24 protein-coding genes are annotated in these 20420 nt (G+C 37.2%); 7 read left to right on the forward strand and 17 right to left on the reverse strand.

The window, feature by feature from the left end:
- The 3 genes from MKY49_RS21285 to MKY49_RS21295 form a co-directional block, all read right to left on the reverse strand.
- Entirely contained in the window at positions 1 to 1032 is a 1032-nt protein-coding gene (locus MKY49_RS21285; protein WP_322605257.1) for a S66 family peptidase, read from the reverse strand.
- A gap of 233 nt (positions 1033 to 1265) precedes the next feature.
- A complete protein-coding gene (locus MKY49_RS21290) occupies positions 1266 to 1700 on the reverse strand; it encodes a GNAT family N-acetyltransferase (RefSeq protein WP_409264161.1) in 435 nt (144 codons plus the stop codon).
- Positions 1701 to 1857: 157 nt separating this feature from the next.
- Positions 1858 to 2910 (reverse strand): AI-2E family transporter, encoded by a 1053-nt coding sequence (locus tag MKY49_RS21295; RefSeq protein ID WP_274794862.1) that lies wholly within the window; start codon positions 2908 to 2910, stop codon positions 1858 to 1860.
- Between the two features lie 431 nt (positions 2911 to 3341).
- On the opposite strand from MKY49_RS21295, the gene MKY49_RS21300 reads away from it, so the two are divergent.
- Positions 3342 to 3731: a RidA family protein gene (locus tag MKY49_RS21300; protein ID WP_274794863.1), complete on the forward strand. Its 390-nt coding sequence runs from the start codon at positions 3342 to 3344 to the stop codon at positions 3729 to 3731.
- 113 nt (positions 3732 to 3844) lie between these two features.
- Here MKY49_RS21300 and MKY49_RS21305 read toward each other — a convergent pair whose 3' ends face one another.
- A complete protein-coding gene (locus MKY49_RS21305; protein WP_274794864.1) occupies positions 3845 to 4426 on the reverse strand; it encodes a TetR/AcrR family transcriptional regulator in 582 nt (193 codons plus the stop codon).
- A gap of 305 nt (positions 4427 to 4731) precedes the next feature.
- On the opposite strand from MKY49_RS21305, the gene MKY49_RS21310 reads away from it, so the two are divergent.
- Genes MKY49_RS21310 through MKY49_RS21320 form a run of 3 tightly spaced genes read left to right on the forward strand, consistent with a single transcriptional unit; the run spans position 4732 to position 7960 of the window.
- Positions 4732 to 5892 (forward strand): MFS transporter, encoded by a 1161-nt coding sequence (locus tag MKY49_RS21310; RefSeq protein WP_274797393.1) that lies wholly within the window; start codon positions 4732 to 4734, stop codon positions 5890 to 5892.
- Between the two features lie 21 nt (positions 5893 to 5913).
- The gene (locus tag MKY49_RS21315) at positions 5914 to 6987 is read left to right on the forward strand and encodes an LLM class flavin-dependent oxidoreductase (RefSeq protein WP_341387044.1); all 1074 of its coding nucleotides are present in this window, start codon (positions 5914 to 5916) and stop codon (positions 6985 to 6987) included.
- 31 nt (positions 6988 to 7018) lie between these two features.
- Positions 7019 to 7960: an alpha/beta hydrolase gene (locus MKY49_RS21320; protein WP_341387046.1), complete on the forward strand. Its 942-nt coding sequence runs from the start codon at positions 7019 to 7021 to the stop codon at positions 7958 to 7960.
- A 92-nt stretch (positions 7961 to 8052) separates the two neighbouring features.
- Here MKY49_RS21320 and MKY49_RS21325 read toward each other — a convergent pair whose 3' ends face one another.
- From MKY49_RS21325 to MKY49_RS21350, 6 genes are all read right to left on the reverse strand, one after another.
- Positions 8053 to 8661: a flavin reductase family protein gene (locus MKY49_RS21325; protein WP_341387047.1), complete on the reverse strand. Its 609-nt coding sequence runs from the start codon at positions 8659 to 8661 to the stop codon at positions 8053 to 8055.
- Positions 8662 to 8675: 14 nt separating this feature from the next.
- A complete protein-coding gene (locus tag MKY49_RS21330) occupies positions 8676 to 9614 on the reverse strand; it encodes a ring-cleaving dioxygenase (RefSeq protein ID WP_274794868.1) in 939 nt (312 codons plus the stop codon).
- Positions 9615 to 9690: 76 nt separating this feature from the next.
- Positions 9691 to 10284 carry an NADPH-dependent FMN reductase gene (locus tag MKY49_RS21335; protein WP_274794869.1) on the reverse strand — a complete coding sequence of 198 codons (594 nt, stop codon included), beginning with the start codon at positions 10282 to 10284 and terminating at the stop codon, positions 9691 to 9693.
- A 138-nt stretch (positions 10285 to 10422) separates the two neighbouring features.
- The gene (locus MKY49_RS21340; RefSeq protein ID WP_274794870.1) at positions 10423 to 10767 is read right to left on the reverse strand and encodes a YunG family protein; all 345 of its coding nucleotides are present in this window, start codon (positions 10765 to 10767) and stop codon (positions 10423 to 10425) included.
- A 23-nt stretch (positions 10768 to 10790) separates the two neighbouring features.
- The gene (locus MKY49_RS21345) at positions 10791 to 11315 is read right to left on the reverse strand and encodes a GNAT family N-acetyltransferase (protein WP_341387048.1); all 525 of its coding nucleotides are present in this window, start codon (positions 11313 to 11315) and stop codon (positions 10791 to 10793) included.
- Positions 11316 to 11329: 14 nt separating this feature from the next.
- On the reverse strand, positions 11330 to 11752 hold the full coding sequence (locus MKY49_RS21350) for an Lrp/AsnC family transcriptional regulator (RefSeq protein ID WP_341387049.1): 423 nt from the start codon (positions 11750 to 11752) through the stop codon (positions 11330 to 11332).
- Positions 11753 to 11857: 105 nt separating this feature from the next.
- Between MKY49_RS21350 and MKY49_RS21355 the strand changes: the two genes are divergently transcribed.
- The gene (locus MKY49_RS21355) at positions 11858 to 12268 is read left to right on the forward strand and encodes a carboxymuconolactone decarboxylase family protein (RefSeq protein ID WP_341387050.1); all 411 of its coding nucleotides are present in this window, start codon (positions 11858 to 11860) and stop codon (positions 12266 to 12268) included.
- Positions 12269 to 12377: 109 nt separating this feature from the next.
- Here MKY49_RS21355 and MKY49_RS21360 read toward each other — a convergent pair whose 3' ends face one another.
- Positions 12378 to 12884 carry a cupin domain-containing protein gene (locus MKY49_RS21360; protein ID WP_274794874.1) on the reverse strand — a complete coding sequence of 169 codons (507 nt, stop codon included), beginning with the start codon at positions 12882 to 12884 and terminating at the stop codon, positions 12378 to 12380.
- Positions 12885 to 12976: 92 nt separating this feature from the next.
- Here MKY49_RS21360 and MKY49_RS21365 point away from each other — a divergent pair, with 92 nt between their 5' ends.
- Positions 12977 to 13120 (forward strand): hypothetical protein, encoded by a 144-nt coding sequence (locus MKY49_RS21365; RefSeq protein WP_322605251.1) that lies wholly within the window; start codon positions 12977 to 12979, stop codon positions 13118 to 13120.
- A gap of 19 nt (positions 13121 to 13139) precedes the next feature.
- Here MKY49_RS21365 and MKY49_RS21370 read toward each other — a convergent pair whose 3' ends face one another.
- The 4 genes from MKY49_RS21370 to MKY49_RS23075 form a co-directional block, all read right to left on the reverse strand.
- On the reverse strand, positions 13140 to 14261 hold the full coding sequence (locus MKY49_RS21370) for a serine hydrolase (RefSeq protein WP_341387051.1): 1122 nt from the start codon (positions 14259 to 14261) through the stop codon (positions 13140 to 13142).
- Between the two features lie 185 nt (positions 14262 to 14446).
- Positions 14447 to 14890: an SRPBCC domain-containing protein gene (locus MKY49_RS21375; protein ID WP_322605249.1), complete on the reverse strand. Its 444-nt coding sequence runs from the start codon at positions 14888 to 14890 to the stop codon at positions 14447 to 14449.
- A 124-nt stretch (positions 14891 to 15014) separates the two neighbouring features.
- On the reverse strand, positions 15015 to 16463 hold the full coding sequence (locus MKY49_RS21380) for an Msr family ABC-F type ribosomal protection protein (RefSeq protein WP_322605248.1): 1449 nt from the start codon (positions 16461 to 16463) through the stop codon (positions 15015 to 15017).
- A 300-nt stretch (positions 16464 to 16763) separates the two neighbouring features.
- Positions 16764 to 16808, reverse strand: a complete 45-nt coding sequence (locus MKY49_RS23075) for an erythromycin resistance leader peptide (protein ID WP_112118014.1) — start codon at positions 16806 to 16808, stop codon at positions 16764 to 16766.
- Positions 16809 to 17011: 203 nt separating this feature from the next.
- Between MKY49_RS23075 and MKY49_RS21385 the strand changes: the two genes are divergently transcribed.
- Positions 17012 to 17851, forward strand: coding sequence for a YitT family protein (locus tag MKY49_RS21385; protein WP_274794879.1), 840 nt, complete (start codon positions 17012 to 17014; stop codon positions 17849 to 17851).
- 51 nt (positions 17852 to 17902) lie between these two features.
- Here the strand turns inward: MKY49_RS21385 and MKY49_RS21390 are convergent, their stop codons facing one another.
- Both MKY49_RS21390 and pdxR read right to left on the reverse strand, forming a co-directional pair.
- Entirely contained in the window at positions 17903 to 18811 is a 909-nt protein-coding gene (locus tag MKY49_RS21390) for a D-alanine--D-alanine ligase (RefSeq protein ID WP_341387052.1), read from the reverse strand.
- 4 nt (positions 18812 to 18815) lie between these two features.
- The gene (pdxR, locus tag MKY49_RS21395; RefSeq protein ID WP_341387053.1) at positions 18816 to 20267 is read right to left on the reverse strand and encodes a MocR-like pyridoxine biosynthesis transcription factor PdxR; all 1452 of its coding nucleotides are present in this window, start codon (positions 20265 to 20267) and stop codon (positions 18816 to 18818) included.
- Positions 20268 to 20420 lie beyond the last annotated feature (153 nt).

Consider the following 20420-nt stretch of genomic DNA (forward strand, 5'->3'; position numbering starts at 1 on the left):
TTAACAAAATTGCATTTTCAGAGTACCCTTCCCATCTTCCACTACAACTTCACCTACTGCTCCATTAACTAAAATTAATTGGGGTGGTACATGGCCAATATCTACATCATAAAAAACAGGTATCTCCATTTCATCAAAGATGTCTCGCAATGCATCCACTAATGTAAAATCCCCTATATCTTCATATAATCCCGCTCTCCCAATAAGGACACCATTGCATTTAGAGAACCAGCCATTATATTTTAATTGCCACAACGCACGGTAAATTTTTGCTGCATCCATCCCTACACTTTCCAAATACCATATTGTTCCTTCCTCTGAACAATATTCATCTATAAAGGATTGAGTGTTGTCAAAGGGTGTCCCAATAAGGATTTGCAAAGTATTTAAACAGCCACCTATTAATCTACCTGTTATACGATTACTACGCTCATGATTTAGAACCTTCCATTCGGTTGCACAGTCAAAATAAAATCCTGTAGCGGGGTTTTTATATACATGCTCCCAAGTCGACTGGAAATAATCTGAAGAATGTTGAATTATCGATTGACTAGCGTTACATGAAATCACCTCTATCCATTTAGAAGAAAGTTCATCCCATTTAGGTGCTGATAGTTCTGTAAAATTGACACCATGTGCAGAAGCGTATCCTGTCATAGTTGTGTAAACAAATGATAGAGTACTAATATCCGAATAGCCTAATACCCATTTTGGACCTGCTTTTTTAATCCTTTCCCAATCAATTAAAGGTAATATTTCCATCAGAAAACTACCACCCCACGGAGGCATGATAACATCAATATTTTCATGTAATAAAAAGTCCGTGAGCTCAGATACGCGCTTTTCTTTTGTTGCACTTCTCCCCTTATCCTGTGTCCATACAGTATTCCCAATGACAACATTAAGAGCTCTTTGTACTAATTGCTTTTCTGCCTCCTTTATTAAAAGATGTAGGTGCTTCTCAACTCCACTAGATGGAGCAGTTACCCCAATAGTTAGAGGGATTTTTACAGTAGGATATTGTATTTTCATCTTCCATCTCTCCTTTATTTCTATAAAATTATAAGGGCCACTTAAAAATGTAGATCCTCAAAGGTATTAGCATTCTCGTCATCAAGGTGTATTTATCTAATTATTTTTGTAATAATATACATAAAAGAAAAATAATTAGCAATTTAATTTTATTTATTAACTTAATATCTATTTCAATAGTGAAGAAAATAAAAGCCAACACAAAAAGTCTGTGTTGGCTAAAAATCTCTATTTTATATTTTTATATACTCGTCTCGCAATATACTCATTATGATTTCATCTGAATAAGTATTGTTCATAAATAGTGCCTGTCTTAATATTCCTTCTTTATTGAAACCAACTTTCTCATAGGATTTAATTGCTCTAGTATTATGGGAGTACACCTGTAATTCTAAGCGATTCAAATTCAACTCCTCAAATGTGAACTTTTGGGCAAGCTGCACTGCTTCAGTGCCATATCCTTTGCCACAATACTCTATACTATGTATGGCTATACGGAACATGGCTTTTTTATTATCTAAATCAACTTCCATGATTGCTAAATCACCTATTACTTGATTGTTGTCAATTAAACAAATTGCAAAATCATAACGAGAGGCATCTTCTCTAAACCGTTGAATAGCTTCTTTAATTTGTTCCTTTGTTAATAAGTTACGAGTTCCTGTCATGTACATAATTTCTTCATTTTGAAAACATCTTGCAATACTTTCGATATCATTCCAATTGGTCTTAAATAGACTTGTTGATCTTTTATCAATTTAAATCCCCCCCTTGAACATTAAATAAGGAACCATCTTGTATATGTGGATGATTCCTTTGTTAGATCTATTCTATTTGTTTCTCATTGGGTACCACTACTGCTTTCTTGTGAGGATCTTCCGAGGATGTTACCCCCAGAATATCAAGAAGGAACATAAATAGTGGAATACCTATAATCAATCCCCATACACCAAGGAAATGCTCTGAGAAGAGAATGACCATGAATGTGTAGAAAATCGGTAAATCAGTCTTTGCGGACATTAGCTTTGGATTTAAAAAATAGGCTTCAATAGCATGTAATACCATGACAATCACTAATATATAGACAATATACATCAAACCACCGATACTATAGGCAATAATACTTAGTGGAATTAATGAAATGATGACACCTGCAACTGGTACTAAGCCTAAAATGAAGAGCATGATACCAAGGGCAATCAAATGTGGGAAGCCCATAATAGAAAGGGCAATTACTGATAGCACACAGTTAACCGCTGCAATAATGAACTGTGCCTCAATTACTTTACCAAATGAGCGAATGAATATTCTTGAGAAATAATGAAGTTCATCATAAAGTGGTCCAACCTTACTATCCTTAAACTTTGCTGTGAACTCAATAATGCGCTTCTTTTCTAACAGAATGAACAAACTCAATATAAGTGAAATCAATATTTGCATAATGATTTTACCAATATTCGTAATATTTTTAAGAGTTAAATCTACACCTTGCTCTAAATATTTCCCAAGTTCAATTTTCTCAAAGGTAGGAGCTAAGTACCTAGCAATTTCATTATCATCTGGATCGAGATTAAAACTCGCAATTAGATCAAAAAGCTGTGTAATTTGTTGGGTCACAATCGGCAAATATTTGTATATCACTGCAACTATACCTGCAACAAGTAAAAGGTATAACGTTACCGTAACAGCTTTTTCATTCATCGGTACATATTTTTTAATACCCTTCGTCGTCTTCGTAGTAAGCTGATTCATCAAATAGGTAATAATAAACGTTAGCAGAATTAGATTGATCATACTACGCATTAAATATAAGGCAATAGCAATACCAACTAGAATTATAAAACGTTTAAATCCATTACTCCGAAAGAAATTAGTCATTTATTCACTCCTTCTACAAAACGGCCTCGCTGTTTCTGCTACCTAGGGCTACACTATCAACTAAACACAATAAAAAATTGAATTATAACAATACGCATCATTCTTATGTAAAAATTTCCCTCTTATTAATTAAGTATAGCCAGCTACCTTCAAAATAAGACGAAATTTATGTTTCTAAAGAAGTGTCTATATAAAACCTAAGGCGTGGGTGAATTGTATGTCTTGTCAAATTAAAATGTCAATACTTTTATCCTTTGTGAAAGCTTTATCAGCGTATAAGCCTACATTCTATGAATCTATTATAACCCTTTATAACAGCATATCCAATTTGTATGTTCTTTTATAATGGTATTTGTAAGAATCTTTTAATTACCGATACCTTATGTTAACTTGATTAAAAGTACAATTTAGAAATAGATAGGACTGATTCCATGAAAATTTCAAGAAACCCTGAGAATATTCATCAACCCGTCGCTCCTTATGTCCATCAAATCGAAGTCACTGGTCCACATAGATGGTTAACCTTATCTGGACAAATTGGCATGCAACCAGATGGAACTATACCTGAAGACGCGGTAGCTCAATTGAAGATAGCGCTAGAAAATATTAGAAAAAATTTAGAAAATGCTAATATGGAGGTTCGTGATATTACAAAGCTCGTATTTTATTTAGTAGGAGATATGGAAGCTAGTCAACGAAAGGAAATAATAGGTGATTTTTTGGGAGATCATCTACCTTGCATGACATTAATTTACGTAGTAGCACTGGCTACTCCTTCCTTAAAGGTTGAGATAGACGCATGGGCTTGTAAGGAATTATAAAATCATTCTATGTTAGATTTTAATAAAGTGTGCAGTTTTGTGTATTCCCCCAAGTACCCCTTTACCACTCCTAAAGGGGCACCGCTTCTTCTGCCATTCCTTCATACATTGTTTTATTTAAGTAATGTAAGAGTAGTTGCAATTGCATTGTCAACAAATGATCTTTGGGGCTGTGATTTCAGCATGACCGTTAACCCTATTAACGCAACAATTAAAGCTTGTGCTAATGATTTGGCATCTGTGTCAGCATCCAATTCACCAGTCTGGATTCCTCGTTCTATCGTCTCTTGAAAAATGACAGCTAAATAAAGTTGATGCTCTCTAGTCAAGATCTCAAATCTTTCATCATGAGGTGCCAGTTCTACCATTGTATTTATACAAAAACACCCCTTACTAATATCACCTGTATATTCTCCAGCAATTACATCTTCGAAAAAAATAGTAAATGCCTTTTTTACAGATGAATGACTTTGAAGTCTTGCTCGTATATCAGCCGCTCGAGATGTCGTATATTTACGAAGTGCTGCTTCAAATAGCTCCCTTTTATCCCCAAAGGTTGAATAAATACTAGGACGCTGAATCTCCATTCTAGCAGTAAGATCACTTAAAGAAGTCGCTTCATATCCCTTTTCCCAGAATAATTGCATAGCAGCTTCTAATACCTTTTCCTCATCAAATTCACGGGTTCTTGCCATTCAAATTTTACCTCCGTTATTTAAGGATTCGAGAGTAGGTCTTATATTTTTAAATACCAAACAGTATGTATTTATTGTATTACCTATTGTTATTATTGTCAATTTCCACTTTATAAATCAAACCATTTATACATTATTTTTAATAAACCTTGACATGATAAATACGACTAAGATATATTTACCAATAATTATATTATACCGAACGGTATGTTATGATGACAATTCATTACGAAAGGAGAATATACAGCGTGGACTATGATCCAAAACCACAAAAAGATGCACCCTCTTTAAGTCAACAACCTACGATGTCTCAAGCTGTAACATTATTATTTGCAACCGCCTGCGGAATGTCTGTCGCCAATATTTATTTTGCACAGCCGTTGCTTGATCAACTAGCTCTAGAGTTTGCTATTGATCATTCGATTATTGGTTTGATTATTACTATCACGCAAATTTTTTATGGTCTAGGCTTACTACTTCTAGTGCCACTTGGAGATTTACTAAACCAACGACGCTTGATTATTGGTCAAATGCTATTATCCACCGTGGCTTTGTTTATAGTCGGTACTGCCTCCTATATTGTAGTGCTATTCGCTGGTATGGCCCTAGTTGGTTTACTTGCCGTTGTGACACAGACACTGGTGGCATTTGCAGCAACCATGGCTTCTTCTACAAATCGTGGTCGTGTCGTTGGCATTGTCACAAGTGGCATCGTCATAGGTATACTGCTTGCTCGAACCTTTGCTGGTCTATTAACAGATCTTGCAGGCTGGCGTTCTGTCTATCTTGTCTCTGCCACCCTCATGCTTTTAATGGTCAGTCTGTTTCTCAAAGTGTTACCAAGAGTAGAGCGTGAAGTAAAATCACTATCCTATTGGCAGCTAATTAGCTCCGTGTTTACGCTGTTTATTCAAGAAAGAACATTACGTATTCGCTCTGTTGTAGCCATGCTAATTTTTGCTGATTTCAGTATTTTGTGGACGCCACTTGTTCTGCCACTTAGTGCGCCACCATTAGCTCTTTCACACAGTGTCATTGGAGCATTTGGCCTTGTTGGAGTGGCTGGTGCTTTAGCGGCTGCAAAGGCAGGGAAATTAGCAGATCAAGGTTTTGGACAAAAAACCACAGGTATTGCTTTAATGCTTTTACTCATTTCATGGTTGTTTATCAACTATTTAGAACAGTCGTTATGGGCATTAATTGTAGGTATCGTGTTGCTTGATTTGGCTGTACAGGCAGTTCATGTCACAAACCAGGCGATGATTCTTCCATTGCTTAGCGAAGCCCGCAGCCGTCTTACCGCTGGCTATATGGTGTTCTATTCTATCGGAAGCGCTGGCGGTTCAATCGCTTCTACACAGACGTATGCACTCTTCGGCTGGAAAGGCGTTTGCTTGCTTGGAGCTTCTATTAGCACGATCGCCCTTCTTTTTTGGGTAACGACAAAACGATTTACAAATTATTAATTTGATTAGGAGATATACAAAATGGAAATAGGAATTACTTCTTTCGTAGAAACAAAACCAGACATTCACAGTGGTGAAGTAATTAGTCATGCCCAGCGTTTACGTGAAGTAGTAGAAGAGATGATTCTTGCAGATCAAGTAGGATTAGATGTCTTTGGCATTGGCGAGCATCATCGAGAAGATTATGCCGCATCCTCTCCAGCAATGGTGCTATCTGCTGCTGCTTCTCAAACGAAAAACATTCGACTCACAAGTGCCGTAACTGTCCTTTCTTCGGCTGATCCTGTGCGTGTCTTTCAGGATTTTCCCACATTGGATGGACTATCGAATGGACGTGCAGAAATCATGGCAGGTCGTGGTTCCTTTATCGAATCCTTCCCCTTATTTGGCTACGATTTACATGATTACGATGAACTATTTGAGGAACATTTAGACTTACTACTTAACATTCGACAGTCCGAGAAAGTAGTTTGGGAAGGTAGACATCGACCAGCAATCAATAATTTAGGTGTGTATCCTAGACCAGTTCAGGAGTCTCTCCCAATCTGGGTGGCTAGCGGAGGAAATCAACAATCTGCTATGCGTGCTGGCCTTTTAGGATTACCGCTTATGCTAGCCATTATTGGTGGCAGCCCAATGCAGTTTGCACCGATTGTACAGCTGTATAAAAAGGCCGCGCTTCATGCAGGTCATGATTTATCAAAACTTCAAGTAGGTTCTCATTCAATAGGTTTTGTTGGGCCGAATAGGGAATGGGCAGCAGACACATTTTTCCCATCAACAATGGCTGGTATGAATAAATTAGGCAAAGAAAGAGGATGGCCTTATTATGATCGTTCTAGTTATGATGCTGCACGAAGTTTTGACGGAGCATTATATGTCGGAGATCCAGATACTGTTGCTGAAAAAATTATTCACCTTCGTAAACACGTCGGAATTACACGCTTTATGCTATACGTGCCATTAAGTACAATGCCACATGATCAAGTCATGCAAGCTATAGAACTACTTGGAACAGAAGTTGCCCCTCGTGTACGTGAGGAAGTCGCCAAATGGGAAGCTGAAATGGCTCTAGAAGGAGAGCCATTTCTTTAAGACTTCATTATTCAACAGGAGGAGTTTATTTATGACCATTATTAACCGAGTCTTACCAGAATTAAGGAAGGCTTACACAGAATTTCCTGGCTTTCGATTGGAGGAGGATTTAACTTGGAGTCGAAGTCTCCTGTCCCATTCACCTTCGAAAAGATCAGAACATGTACTTACTAGCAACCGGATGATTCCTAGAGATGACGGGAGCGAAATGTTGGTTAAAATCTATGAACCAGCTAAACGGAAGCAGGATAAACTTCCAGCTATGCTTTGGATACACGGTGGTGGCTTTGTCATGGGACACCCTGATATGGATGATGTTTTATGTGAACGCTTTGTTCAAGCAGCTAACTGCGTTGTCGTATCCATCGATTACCGACTGGCACCTGAACATCCTTATCCAGCAGCAATTGAAGATTGTTATGCTGGATTAGTTTGGATGACTAATAAGGAGCAATCACTTGGTATCGATGTCAGACGGGTGGCAATTGCTGGTGCAAGCGGTGGTGGAGGATTAACAGTAGCACTAGCATTAATGGCTCGCGATAAAGGAGGACCATCAATTATATTCCAGATGCCACTGTATCCGATGCTTGATAACCGAAACGAAACACATTCTAGCTATGAGATCATTGATGATCATGCAACATGGAATAGAACAAATAATATGACTGCCTGGCGTATGTATTTAGGAGAGGAAGAGAACATTAATGCCCTTTCTCCGTATGCAGTCCCTTCAAGAGCCGAAAACTTAGCAGGATTACCGCCAACCTATATATGTATTGGTCAACTTGATTTATTTCGTGATGAAACCCTTGATTATGTAACACGTCTTGCACAGGCAGGAGTTGAGGTTGAATTCCACCTCTACCCTGGCAGTTACCATTGTTTTGAGGTCTTTGTGCCAGAAGCGAAAATAAGTCAGCTGGCTATTCAGAACTATTTAGATGCCATGGCACGCGCACTCAATATTTGATTAGTCATTTCGCCTTCTAATCACCCATGAATCAAGAGATATAAAAATGCGAAAATGTTGATAACACAACATTTTCGCATTTATTTGTTCATCTATTGTGGACGTTCTATCGAGAAAATCTCGCCAACTTTAGCATAGTTTGATCCCGCAAGCCTGCTAACAGCATTTAGTTTTCTTGGATCGATTCTTCCTTCATGATAAATTGCTTCATCTATATGAAATTGAACAACTTCTCCAATAAATAAATCTCCTGTCTGTTCCTCCCCATTCATCAAAGGAACGGATTGTACTAGGCGACACTCAATACGAATCTTTGCTTCTCGAATGCCAGGAACGGCAATTTGTTGACTATCGACTAATGTAAAATTTGTTCGTGCAAGTTCGCTTTCTGTAACAGGCAATGAAGCTGCTGTTTCATTCACCTGCTCTACATTATCTTCATCGACAATATGAACTACAAATTGTTGCTGATGATGGATATGTCGAGCTGTGTCCTTTAAACGTCCATTTGGTCTTTGGATCGCTAAAGAAATCATCGGTGGATTGGATGACACGATATTAAAGTAACTAAATGGTGCTCCATTGATAACCCCTTGCTCTGACTTCGTCGTTACAAACGCGATTGGTCTTGGAATAATACTTCCAATCAATAACTTATAGTTTTCGCGCTCTGAATTATTCTTAGGATCAATCAAAATCAAGCGACTCACCCCTCTTAATCAAGCTCACGCACTTTAATCGGGATTAATGTTCTTTCTAATTGCTCTCGATGCTGCTCATACTGAGGTGGCAACATTAATTGGCTACCCATTGTTTCTGGTGTTTCATCATGAGCAAATCCAGGAGGATCTGTAGCGATTTCAAATAAAATTTCGCCAGGTTCACGGAAATAAATCGCATTAAAATAATTACGATCTTTTACTTCCGTTACATGTTGTCCATGATTCATAACATACTCTTGCCATTCTAAATGATCCGTATTATCTTGAGCTCTCCACGCAATATGGTGAACTGTCCCTACACCCATTTGACCACGTTGACCTGCAACTGTTTTTAAATCTACTGTATTGCCGATCTCTGCACTAGATTTATATCGAGTATAGTCACCTTCTGTCGCTACTTTTTCAAAACCCATTACCTCTGTTAAAACTTTTGCCGTTTCTTCAGGGTGGCTTGAATATAGAATAGCTCCACCAAAGCCTTTAATGGCAACTTCAGGTGTGACTTCACCAAATGTCCATTCATTTAATTCACCTTCAGCACGTGCAACGAGTTCAATATGCAGACCATGCGGATCATCGAATTGAATGACTTGCTCACCAAAACGTTCAGCTTTTTGGAAAGGAACAGAGAACTTCGCTAAGCGATTAACCCAAAATGGTAGTGCCCCTTCTGGTACAACATACGTTGTGACACCGACCTGACCGTCACCAATACGTCCTTGATAAGCATTAGCCCAAGGGAAGAATGTAATGATTGTTCCTGGTTTCCCACCTTTATCACCGAAATATAAATGATATGTGCCTGGATCATCAAAGTTTACTGTTTGTTTTACTAAACGTAAGCCTAACACTCCTGCATAAAAATCAATATTTTCTTGCGGATGTCCTACGATCGCTGTGATATGGTGAATACCTGCTGTATGTTTTTTCATGTTAACAAGCCCCTTCATGACTAATTTTTCTTACCTTTACTGTGCCCAATTACAACCTACCTCAAACTATATAAGCTTAGCGAATTGTATATAGCGCTTTAGACCAAGGGATTAATTGATCTAACATTTGATTTACTGAATCTGTTTGTACTTCTTTTGGTTTAAAGTCTGTTCCATTTTCAAAATCTGTGAATAATGATAGTGCTGGGTGAACACGTACATCTGCGATTAAAAGCTCGCCCATAATGCCACGTAAATGTTCTGCTGCACGAGCACCGCCAACAGAACCATAAGATACGATTCCAGCTGCTTTGTTATTCCACTCTACACGTAAATAATCTAGTGCATTTTTTAATGCTCCTGTAATAGAGTGATTGTATTCTTGTACGATGAATACAAAACCATCTTGTTTAGCAATAATTTCTGACCAACCTTGTGCTCCTGAAGCATCTTGTCCTGGTTCGCCTAATAAAGGTAATTTATAATCAGCAATATCAATTACTGTATAATTTGCGTCACCGCGTTGATCTGCAATTTCCTTTACCCATTGTGCTACTTGAGGGCTTACTCGCCCCTCACGAGTTGATCCAATAATAATACCAATATTTAATTCTGCCATTGTTTGTTCCTCCTCTTTTTTTGAACTAAATAATTTATTCAAAAAACCCATAATTGTACCTCCTTGCGAGAACTAAAGGTTTGAATTCATTTATCTTGAATTTATATATCTTGAATTCGAGATAATAATAACACGATATTTTACTAAACGTCAACACCTTTCTTTTTTAATTTTAAAAGGCAGAGAAATTTAGCTCTCTGCCTTACTTAAAATCTTATCCACTTGTGATTTTAAATAACTATATTGGTCATCATTCGTATCTTGAAAAGCCTCTGCTCTATTTGAATCGATATCTTGATAGTCAATTATGTATGAAAACTGTTCCTTCGTAAAATCCATTCTTTCCCCATTAATTACATTATAAAAGTGCCAACCTTCATCAAGAAATGTCTTCTTTATGTCGCCACCAAGGATATTCTGTACAACTAAAGAAGTGACTCCACATTGTCCTTTTGCAGGGTTATCTAAACTCCATTTAGAACTAGAATGAATCGACCAAGATTTTCTTAAGACACTTAATAACTCGTTGTTCATGTCAAAGCGCTCCTTACAAATATTTAAAATGGTACTTCATCTATTTTAATGGGTGTAGTTTCTCCTAAAACCCAATCATCTTTAATGGCACCATACAAAATACTATCCGTCACTGTACCATCTTCGTTTTCCCACGCATTTCTCAAATAGCCTTCTTTCACAAAACCAGCTTTGCTAAAGCACTTGCGCATGCCAATATTATCAACCCTTGTATAGCCTTCAATACGGACCTTACCTTTTTCGCCAAATAAATAATCTTGTAGCCAACGTAGTGCTTGGACACCGTATCCTTTCCCTCTACATTTTGCATCTAAACGAATATCAAAAAGAGGGATAGTATCGCCTATATCATGAATAATCATAACCCCTATTTTTTCTTCATTTTCAAGTAACCAATATGTTTCACGATCGTCTTTAAAAAAACCCTTTGCAAACGCTGCTCGAACAGACTCTGCTTTTACATGCTGATCCGTGTGATAAAACCATTCATTTTGTGTTAAAAAATGTACTAATGCATCAATTTCATCTACAAATAATTTGATATCCATCACTATCTCCTTCTTTAATAAATGTCGTCACATATATCAGAAAAGATAAAATTAGTTTTTGTATGTGCATATGGTTGTAATTCATCAATAAATTGTTCTACATCAGAAAAAGATTGAAAATGGGCTTTTAATAAAAAACAAGCTTCACCAGATATTCGATAACAAAAATCCATATTTGTATAAGCCTTAATATAATCTTTAAAATCCGCATAGCGATTATTTTTGATTGTTGCTTCGATTATAGCTTCAATTGGAAAACCTAATGCCTTTTGATTTATATCTAGTGTATACCTCTTAATAACTTCTTGTTCCTCTAATTGCTTTACTCTTTCACGAACAGCTGGTGCAGATAAATGTACCCTTCTCCCTAATTCACTGATGGAAATCCGACTATCTTTTTTCAACTCTTTTAGTATCAATTCGTTAATGAAATCCATTTTGGAAATATCCCTTCTTTTTAAAAGAAAATAATAACATCTTCCTTCGAATTTGTATGTCAACTTCGTTATTCACATTTTACACTAATTAAAGGAGGGATGTTTATGACACTAATTCATTTACACGACAAAGGCTTAACGCCATTTCAACAACTTTTAGGCTATAACGAGGGCATACAGTTGCACTGGCAACAGTTGGGCGAGGTACTCGAAAAGGATGGGCATTTATCTGCTCCATTAAAAGAAGAGGTTCGCAAAACATTGGCTCAAAAAAATGGTTGTCAATATTGTAAGGCAAAGGGAAAACCCGATCCACAGCATTATGATGAGAAAACAGCGATATGTACAGGGTTTGCCGAAGCCTTCCTAGCCTCAAAAGGCCATACAGCTCCTAATGTCACAGCTGTTTTAAAAGACTATTTAACAGAGGCAGAAATTAGTGAGCTGCTAGCATTTATTTGCTTTACAACAGCACAGCAATATTTTGGCGCTCTCATGCAATTAAAGCAAAACTGAACTAGGGTATTTCCCTAGTTCCTATCAGTTTATTTTTAGCATTCTATCCATCACTTTAAAAACTCTATTAGTTTGTTCAACAGCCCTAACTGTCACTTTTGCCATTCTATCATTCTGCTGCCATCGCATCTGCCTTTGTTATGTGAACAGTTCCAAATGGATGATTTGGTGGCGCATAAATCGAATAAAGCTTTAGCGGTTTATTGCCTGTATTCGTAAGATTATGCCAAGTTCCTGCAGGTACCATGATAGCCGTATCTTCTGAGACATATCGTTGATCATTTAAATAATCCTTTGTAGGACCCATTTGTACTACTCCATGTCCCTCCTCAATACATATAAATTGATCGACATGAGGATGAACTTCTAAGCCTATATCTTCACCTATATTGAGACTCATCACCGTTACTTGTAGGTTTTTACCTGTCCACAATGCTGTGCGATAATTTTTGTTTTGCTTTGTTACCTCTTCAATGTCTACAATGAATGGCTCAGGCCCATAGTCAGTTCTTACAATCTTTCTTTCCCCTTGCTCTATTTGATTTGGATAGGTCCAATAAACCGGATGATAGCCATAATAATACATTTGGTTATTTCCATAATAAGGGTGATACATTCAACTCAATCCTCTCACGCATAATAACATTAGTTTATGCAGTTGAATGAAAGAAGGTACACCTATAAAAAGAGTGGGCGAAGTTGTCATGTATGAGAGACTGGTCAAAAAGCTATCTATCTAGTAGTACTGCGATAAAATGGGTTCCTGAACAAGGAGTTGAAGATGATTGGAAACGAGATGCCGAAGCAGAGCTTGGATTTAGCTTGCACGATCCTACTGCTGGTGTACTATGAGTTCCCTGCTAAAGGCAACTCACGACTCAGACAACTCCTTTTTTAAACGCATCCGAAAGCCCTCATCTGTAAGAAATTTCAATTGAAAACTATTCATACTATTAGATAATTTCAGTTGTTCCATCGTATTTAAGTCGTTAGCAAAAAAGGCGATTTCCGTTTGATTGCCTTTTTTATCTTCCGCGTAGGCAGCTAAAGTTAACACAAAAGCTGTCGATCCTCCCTTTTGGCCTGCATGTTTGAGCCATTCTTGATTTTTGGGGTTAAGCATCAACTGCTCCATTACAGGATCTAAGTACTTATGTACATCTTTACTAAAATAATTTTTACTATTCAATTTTTCTAAAATAGAGATGTAATTGTCTGTGGAAGCCCTTATTAAACGATCAGACCATACCTTTTGAAAATCCATATTGAGCATTTTTAGTGCCTTTGCTTTCTCTTCTTTTGTTAAAGGGTGCTCTACCCAATTCTCGTGAATAGTCAATGCCCTTTCTCGATATTCAGTCATATCCATATCTCTTAAAGCTGTTAATGTTTCTTTTTTCGTTAAACTCTTTTCTTCCATTAATTGAGTGGGAATATAGATAGCACTTACGATTGGATATAAGGGCTCATGCTCTTTTACAGCAAGTTGTGTAAGAACATCATTTACATATTGAAGACCGAGTATATGCATTAAGTAATCCGTATTCGCATTGGAACTATACGCAATCATACCGTTTGCTACCTCGCTCAAAGGGACACTTTCCATACCCTGAAGGTCTAATTGTGCTAACCATGCTTCATGTGCACCGCCATCTGTTTTAGGAATATAAAATGGCTCTAATTCCTTTAGATCGACCTGTTGCTGAGGATTAATACGACCATCTGCTGCCTGTTGCGCATAAGCGATGGCTACGATTATTTTAACCGTACTTGCAAGCGGTAACGGTTCCTTTGTATTGAGCTCCACCCAATGTTGTTGATTGTATTGAATTGTTACAGAAACATTTTTATCCTCTTTATGTTCCTTGATAAATTGCACAATATATTCAGGATCATCCTTCTTAATTTCCTTCTGAAACTTCCAAAAGACAATGCCTAGTACTGATACTGCACAAACTAAAACAATGCCAATCACCCAAAACAACGTTCTCATATTCTCCTCCCATCACTCTGCTACTTCCAGCAACCATCGCTGTAGACGATTGATTATTTAAGCGTAACACTATTTTCTGTGCTTATTTCTTCTGGTAGCATCACTCCCACAAGGATACAAATAGAAGCTCTTGTTTGATTCAAGGCAAACTCCATCGCTGTTAGCCGTTGTCATACCCTTCCTCCTCAATGAATTAACGAAGCTCTTAAAGTACTAATTCCATTCTCTACATATCCTTTGAGGCATGTTAACGTATAAACCCATCCCTCTTTTTGACCCATCATTTTTGCCACAATTTCTGGGTCATGTGCATTAAATCCTGACTCCACTACAGTAATAATCGTTTCCTTTTCTGACTCTTCAAGGGTAATGGTAACCATTGTCACTTCTCCTTGCTCTTCGCCCCAAACAAACACAATTTTTTTACTGGCCTCCAATTCCAGTACGGTGATGACACCCTCGAACTGATATTCATCATATTTAAGCGTAATTCTTTTACCCTCTCCCCATCTTTCAGAGCTGCTAGAGAACCAATAGTTCCCGATCTCAGTGGGAGAAATAATGGCTTCAAATACTTTATGGGCTGGCTGATTAATTTTTAATTTTGTCGTCACACTCGTATTGATCATCGTCATCATCCCTTTTTATAATGTCTATCTTACACCTTCGCCAAATTTTCCCTTTTACCTCCTTCAAAATAAAAATTCAATAAAAAAGATGCGATTCTTCTAATAAAAGAATCGCACTTTTTATTTAAAATATCTTTTTATTTTCTATTACAAACTGGACATCCGCTACATTTTTGATGAACTTTTTATCATGCGTGACAAAGATGATTGTTCCTTCATAGGCAGCCATAAATTGCTCAAGCGCTTCTAATGCATGAATATCTAAGAAATTAGTCGGCTCATCCAATAGTAAAATATTATAGTTTCCCAAAAACAGCTGACAGAGCTGGAGGCGTATGGCTTCTCCACCACTTAAAAACTTTACGACTTTTTGTATATCGGTTCCTATAAACTGCATGGAATGAAGCATACTTCGTAATAGGCCTTCATCATATTCAGAGCGATTTTTCAAAAATTGCAGAACGGTCTCCTCGCTTTTAAATTGATAGCTCATCTGTAGGAAATGACCTATCTTAGCCTTAGGGGAGATGGTTAATCCTTCACCATTATTAGCGATATGTCGTAGTAAGGTACTTTTACCACAACCGTTACTACCTGTAAGCGCAATTTTTTTACCCAATGGTATTTGAAAGCTTACATTATCCAATAGTACCTTTTCCTGAACGTGTAAACAGAGCTGCTCGGCCATAATCGGAAATTTATTGTGTAGTTTTAAAGGCTTCGGTTGCCGGAAAACTATTTTTCTCTCTCCCTGTACAGCCTCTACTTTCCGGAGCTTTTCTATTCGATGCTCGATGGCTTTAGCTGCACGCTGCACAGCTTTTTGACTTGTGCCTTTGGACTTTGTCATAAACATACGATTCGGTTTTGCGTTAGCCTCTCTTTTCGACATACTACCTGCTTGAGCAATTTTTTCAGCTTTTTTCAGCTTTTCATCAACAGCTTTTTCAAGTCGGCTTTTTTCTTTCAAGTATTGGTCATATGCCTGACTTTGCTGATCTCGTTCTAATTGCTTTTGGTAAGCATAATCACTGTAATTGCCCGCATAAATTGTGATCTTACCATTTTCAACTTCCCATATGGTTGTAACCAGATCATCTAGTACAGCACGATCGTGACTTATTAGTATAAGTGCCCCATAATAATAGCGCAATTCATCAAGTAGAAAAGAAATACCCTTTTGATCCAAATGTGTTGTTGGCTCATCAATGAGCAAAGCTTCCTCATAAATAGAAAATAATTGTGCTAGCTTTAATCGTGTTTGCTCTCCACCACTAAGCTGGTCAGATTGCTTGGGTACGGCAAGTTTGCCCAATAAGGCTGGATCTGGTTTAGTGGATGTCGGTGCTTCCACTTGTTCAAAATACCCGAAATGAACATGGCTTTTTATCCTCCCGTTTGTTGGTCGAATCTTCCCAGCAAGTAATTTCATTAATGTACTTTTACCAGCACCATTTTTACCAACGATTCCTATTCGGTCAAATTGATGCACAGCTAATTTTTCTATATTCAATATCTCTTGATCTAAATAAGTCACGACTACATTCTCTAATTCAAAGCAAACCTTTTCCATGTTGCTACCTCCCGAAATTTAATTATTTCGTATCGATAGCTATGGTATCGATACGAGCTTCTATTAAAAGCTCGTATCAAAAGAATAATAGACTGTACATTACATTTCCCTCCCTATATTCAATAAAAAAACACAGACTTGGTTTTGTCTGTGTTGAAAAGTAAAAGAGATAGTGTAGATTTATTCTCACTAAAAAAGAAGCCCTTGCTTCCCTTTTCTTATACATATGAAGATGATTAAAAAAGGACAGACTATCCCGTTTACTCTGATTTCACAAACAGAGTTTTTGACCCTATTTAGTTATTGGTTCAACATTGGGAAACGTAGTCTCATAGCATGTGTCATTTTTTAATAATCCTCCTTGAATTGTTACGATTATTATAAATTCTATCTACAATATGTCAAGTTTCAATATTCCTTCTAAAGACAAACTAATTATTGTCGATATATCACAAATGAACATTCTAAAAAGTATATCATTTAGAGAAAACCTGATATAGTATGGAATTTAAGAAAAAAATAAACTTCGATATGGTGGTGTTATGTGAATGAAAAAATACGTTATTGATATTTTTATGATTATGCTTGGAGCTTTGCTTTTTGCCCTAGCGGTTAACTTATTTGTTATTCCGAATGATTTGGGTGAGGGTGGCGTAACAGGCTTAACAATTATAGCTTACTATTTGTTCGGATGGTCGCCAAGTATTGTCAGCTTTGTTATGAACGCAGTTTTACTGATCATCGGCTATAAATTTTTAAATAGGCAAACGACAATCTACACAATTATTGCGGTCTCCTTCCACTCGCTGTTCTTACATTTAACAGAATCTTGGTCTATTTCCTCAGATGAAATTATCGTCAATACGATTTTTGGTGGCGTTTTTGCCGGAGTCGGCATTGGCTTGATTATAAGAGTTGGTGGTACAACGGCAGGCTCTACGATTTTAGCTAGAATTACTAACAAATATCTTGGTTGGAGTATTAGCTATGGACTTCTATTCTTTGATTTAATTGTCGCTTTTTCATCTTACTTTATTATTGGGGCAGAGGCGTTAATGCTAACGATTATTATGCTCTATATCGGCACAAAGGTGATGGAGTTTGTCATTGAGGGGGTTAACCCTAAAAAGGCTGTTACAATTATCTCCAAAAAACCTGAAGAAATTGCTGGACAGGTGACTGCTTATATGAATCGTGGTGTTACAGTTCTTGCAGGCCATGGCTATTATACAAAGGAACAAAAGGAAATCCTGTATATTGTGATTAGTAAGCAAGAAGTTGTAAAGCTCAAAAAAATTGTCAAAGAGGTCGACAAAGACGCCTTTATTGCCATTCATGATGTAAGAGACGTTTTTGGAGAAGGTTTTATTGAATTAGCAAAATCTTAAAAAAGTCAAAAACACCTTTTGTTCGCAAAAACAAAAGGTGTTTTCTCTATTTTATCCATTTCTCTTAATCTGTAAGGAGCTTTCAATAATGCTATCCAATAATGCTGAATAGCTAATTCCAGCAGCCTGTGCACTTTTTGGTAGTAAGCTATTTGGTGTCATTCCAGGGAGTGTATTAACCTCCAGCACATAAGGAACGCCATTCTTAACCAACATATCCACTCTAGCATAAACGCTACATTTTAATGCCTTGTAACTAATCATAGCAGCCTTTGCTACTCGTTCATGAATAGCAGGCGGAAGTTCTATTGGCTCCTCTATCGTGGAAGTATCATCATATTTCGCCTTATAATCAAAAAATACTGCCGTATGTTTGATTGATAGGACAGGTAATAGCTCCTCATTCAGTATCCCGCATGTAATCTCGTCACCGATCAAATACTCCTCGATAATAATTTCGTTATTCGATTTAAATACGTCCGTAACAGCAGCTAATAAGGCACTCCGATCGTGAACGATGTGAACACCTACACTTGAGCCATCCGCATTCGGTTTAACAACAAGTGGATAGCCCATAAGCTCTATATTCTGTAAAGGAAGCTCCTCGCCCTTAACAAAGTGCAGCCAATTAGGTGTAGCAACCCCTTCATAGCGTAGTATTTTTTTAGTCATATTTTTATCCATACACAAACTACTAGCTAACAGACCGCTCCCGGTATAAGGGATATCCAATGCTTCTAATACACCTTGAATCGTACCGTCCTCTCCAAACTTACCGTGTAGTGCCAGCAACGCCACATCAATGTCACGAACCTTATCTATTACCTCTTTGTTGTCATCCAACGTAATGGCAACAACATCGTATTTGTGCTTATCTAATTGAGCGACCATTTCCTTACCAGTCATAATCGAAACTTGCTTTTCGGAGGAAGTGCCACCCATGATTACGCCAACCTTCATTTTCTCAACCCCTCATGTCATTTTTCAATGTATCACCGATGATTTGAATTCCACGAATTATATCCTCGTCTGATAATCGAGAAAATCCTAAACGAAATGTATTATTACCTCTTCCATTTGTGAAAAATACATCTCCCGGATAAAACACGACACCCTTGTTATAACATTTCTCCAATAGTATCCGTGCATCTACACCCTCTTCTAGCTCTATAAAAAGATGGAGGCCCCCATCACCTGTTATTCTGCTAAAGGGAATATATTGCATACAAGCTTGACGAGCAAGCTCATATTTTTTCTTATAAACAGACCTTGCCTTCTTTAAATATTTTTCAAAATAGCCATCCTGCAAATATTGGTATAACACCGCCTGATCTAATGTCGATGTATGAATCGTTCGAGCTCTTTTCATGCTCTCTAAATAACTGATTAATTCTTTATCTGCTAAAATCCAGCCAACACGTAGGCCTGGAAATAGGATTTTAGAGAAGCTGCCAATATAGACAATGTTATTACCTGATCCGCTAAAGGCTATCAGTGGTGCCAAATGAGAACCTGTGTACCTTAATTCTTCGTTAAAGCCATCCTCTACAATGGGGATTTGGTATTTTGAAAAGAGCTGGAAAATAGCATTCCTTTTTTCAGAAGAAGTGACGATTCCAGTTGGATTATGATAGGACGGGATGAAATAGGCAAAATCAAATTGCTTTTCCGCTAAGTCTTGTTCCACCTGACCTATATCAACCCCATCATCACTCATATCGATCCCATGAATGTCTAATCCATGCATATGGAAAAGCTTCAATGCTGCATGATGCGTAGGGTTTTCACATAGAACACGCCCTGACTTTTTGGCGAAAGAGGACAATAATATATCTAGCCCCTCCGTAAAACCATTAGTAATCAAAATATCTTTATTAGAAATATCTACACCCTTCATTTCCATATAACCAAGAAGGTAATCAATTAAAGGTTTATATCCCTTTGCATAGCCATAATTTAAAACAATATCTCCTTCAATGGACATTCTTGTGAGGAATGCCCTTTTGAAGTTTTCAACATCAAAAAGCTTTTCTTCTGGGGCTATACTAATAAAAGAAATCATGCCCTTTTGCCAGTGTATATCTTGTCTTATTAAATCAATTTCATCTGCTAATAAAGTCGTATCATTTAACCTCTTCTTCCAATCCATTTCAATAATAGACGATGTTTTTAATGTAGTAACCTTTCCAACAAAATGCCCTTTGCCCTTCACTGCATAGATAATGCCATCTTGCTCTAATTCGGCATATGCGTTCAACACTGTATTTCTACTGACTGTTAATAACTTACTAAGTTCACGGGTAGATGGAAGCTTTTGATGCTCCAATAGATGTCCCTTGACAATCATATCTTGAACATATTTCTTTAATTGCACATAAACAGGACCTTCATCTAAAACCTTAAAATCATTAAACAACTTCCTAACCCCCTTGCTTCATTTTTGCATATCCATCGTTTATCTAAAAGGTCCACACATTATGTAATTTCCTGTTAGAGTGGTTGCTCTTCCTTTTATCATATTTCAATTGTATAAAAAGAAAACTCCTATTTTGAGAAATATCTTCAAAAC

The organism is Lysinibacillus sp. FSL M8-0134 (assembly GCF_038069745.1).
Taxonomy (GTDB): domain Bacteria; phylum Bacillota; class Bacilli; order Bacillales_A; family Planococcaceae; genus Lysinibacillus; species Lysinibacillus irui.

What these genes read in the sequence shown, in the direction of transcription:
- MKY49_RS21335 (WP_274794869.1), bottom strand. Translation starts at nt 10,284, where the DNA reads ATGGGTTTTTTGAATAAATTATTTAGTTCAAAAAAAGAGGAGGAACAA.
- MKY49_RS21290 (WP_409264161.1), bottom strand. Translation starts at nt 1,700, where the DNA reads ATGACAGGAACTCGTAACTTATTAACAAAGGAACAAATTAAAGAAGCT.
- MKY49_RS21350 (WP_341387049.1), bottom strand. Translation starts at nt 11,752, where the DNA reads ATGGATTTCATTAACGAATTGATACTAAAAGAGTTGAAAAAAGATAGT.
- MKY49_RS21340 (WP_274794870.1), bottom strand. Translation starts at nt 10,767, where the DNA reads ATGAACAACGAGTTATTAAGTGTCTTAAGAAAATCTTGGTCGATTCAT.
- MKY49_RS21295 (WP_274794862.1), bottom strand. Translation starts at nt 2,910, where the DNA reads ATGACTAATTTCTTTCGGAGTAATGGATTTAAACGTTTTATAATTCTA.
- MKY49_RS21285 (WP_322605257.1), bottom strand. Translation starts at nt 1,032, where the DNA reads ATGAAAATACAATATCCTACTGTAAAAATCCCTCTAACTATTGGGGTA.
- MKY49_RS21380 (WP_322605248.1), bottom strand. Translation starts at nt 16,463, where the DNA reads ATGGAAAAGGTTTGCTTTGAATTAGAGAATGTAGTCGTGACTTATTTA.
- MKY49_RS21330 (WP_274794868.1), bottom strand. Translation starts at nt 9,614, where the DNA reads ATGAAAAAACATACAGCAGGTATTCACCATATCACAGCGATCGTAGGA.
- MKY49_RS21390 (WP_341387052.1), bottom strand. Translation starts at nt 18,811, where the DNA reads ATGAAGGTTGGCGTAATCATGGGTGGCACTTCCTCCGAAAAGCAAGTT.
- MKY49_RS21370 (WP_341387051.1), bottom strand. Translation starts at nt 14,261, where the DNA reads ATGAGAACGTTGTTTTGGGTGATTGGCATTGTTTTAGTTTGTGCAGTA.
- MKY49_RS21305 (WP_274794864.1), bottom strand. Translation starts at nt 4,426, where the DNA reads ATGGCAAGAACCCGTGAATTTGATGAGGAAAAGGTATTAGAAGCTGCT.
- MKY49_RS21365 (WP_322605251.1), top strand. Translation starts at nt 12,977, where the DNA reads ATGAGAGACTGGTCAAAAAGCTATCTATCTAGTAGTACTGCGATAAAA.
- MKY49_RS21345 (WP_341387048.1), bottom strand. Translation starts at nt 11,315, where the DNA reads ATGGATATCAAATTATTTGTAGATGAAATTGATGCATTAGTACATTTT.
- MKY49_RS21375 (WP_322605249.1), bottom strand. Translation starts at nt 14,890, where the DNA reads ATGATCAATACGAGTGTGACGACAAAATTAAAAATTAATCAGCCAGCC.
- MKY49_RS21310 (WP_274797393.1), top strand. Translation starts at nt 4,732, where the DNA reads ATGTCTCAAGCTGTAACATTATTATTTGCAACCGCCTGCGGAATGTCT.
- MKY49_RS21355 (WP_341387050.1), top strand. Translation starts at nt 11,858, where the DNA reads ATGACACTAATTCATTTACACGACAAAGGCTTAACGCCATTTCAACAA.
- MKY49_RS21300 (WP_274794863.1), top strand. Translation starts at nt 3,342, where the DNA reads ATGAAAATTTCAAGAAACCCTGAGAATATTCATCAACCCGTCGCTCCT.
- MKY49_RS21315 (WP_341387044.1), top strand. Translation starts at nt 5,914, where the DNA reads ATGGAAATAGGAATTACTTCTTTCGTAGAAACAAAACCAGACATTCAC.
- MKY49_RS21320 (WP_341387046.1), top strand. Translation starts at nt 7,019, where the DNA reads ATGACCATTATTAACCGAGTCTTACCAGAATTAAGGAAGGCTTACACA.
- MKY49_RS21385 (WP_274794879.1), top strand. Translation starts at nt 17,012, where the DNA reads ATGAAAAAATACGTTATTGATATTTTTATGATTATGCTTGGAGCTTTG.
- MKY49_RS21360 (WP_274794874.1), bottom strand. Translation starts at nt 12,884, where the DNA reads ATGTATCACCCTTATTATGGAAATAACCAAATGTATTATTATGGCTAT.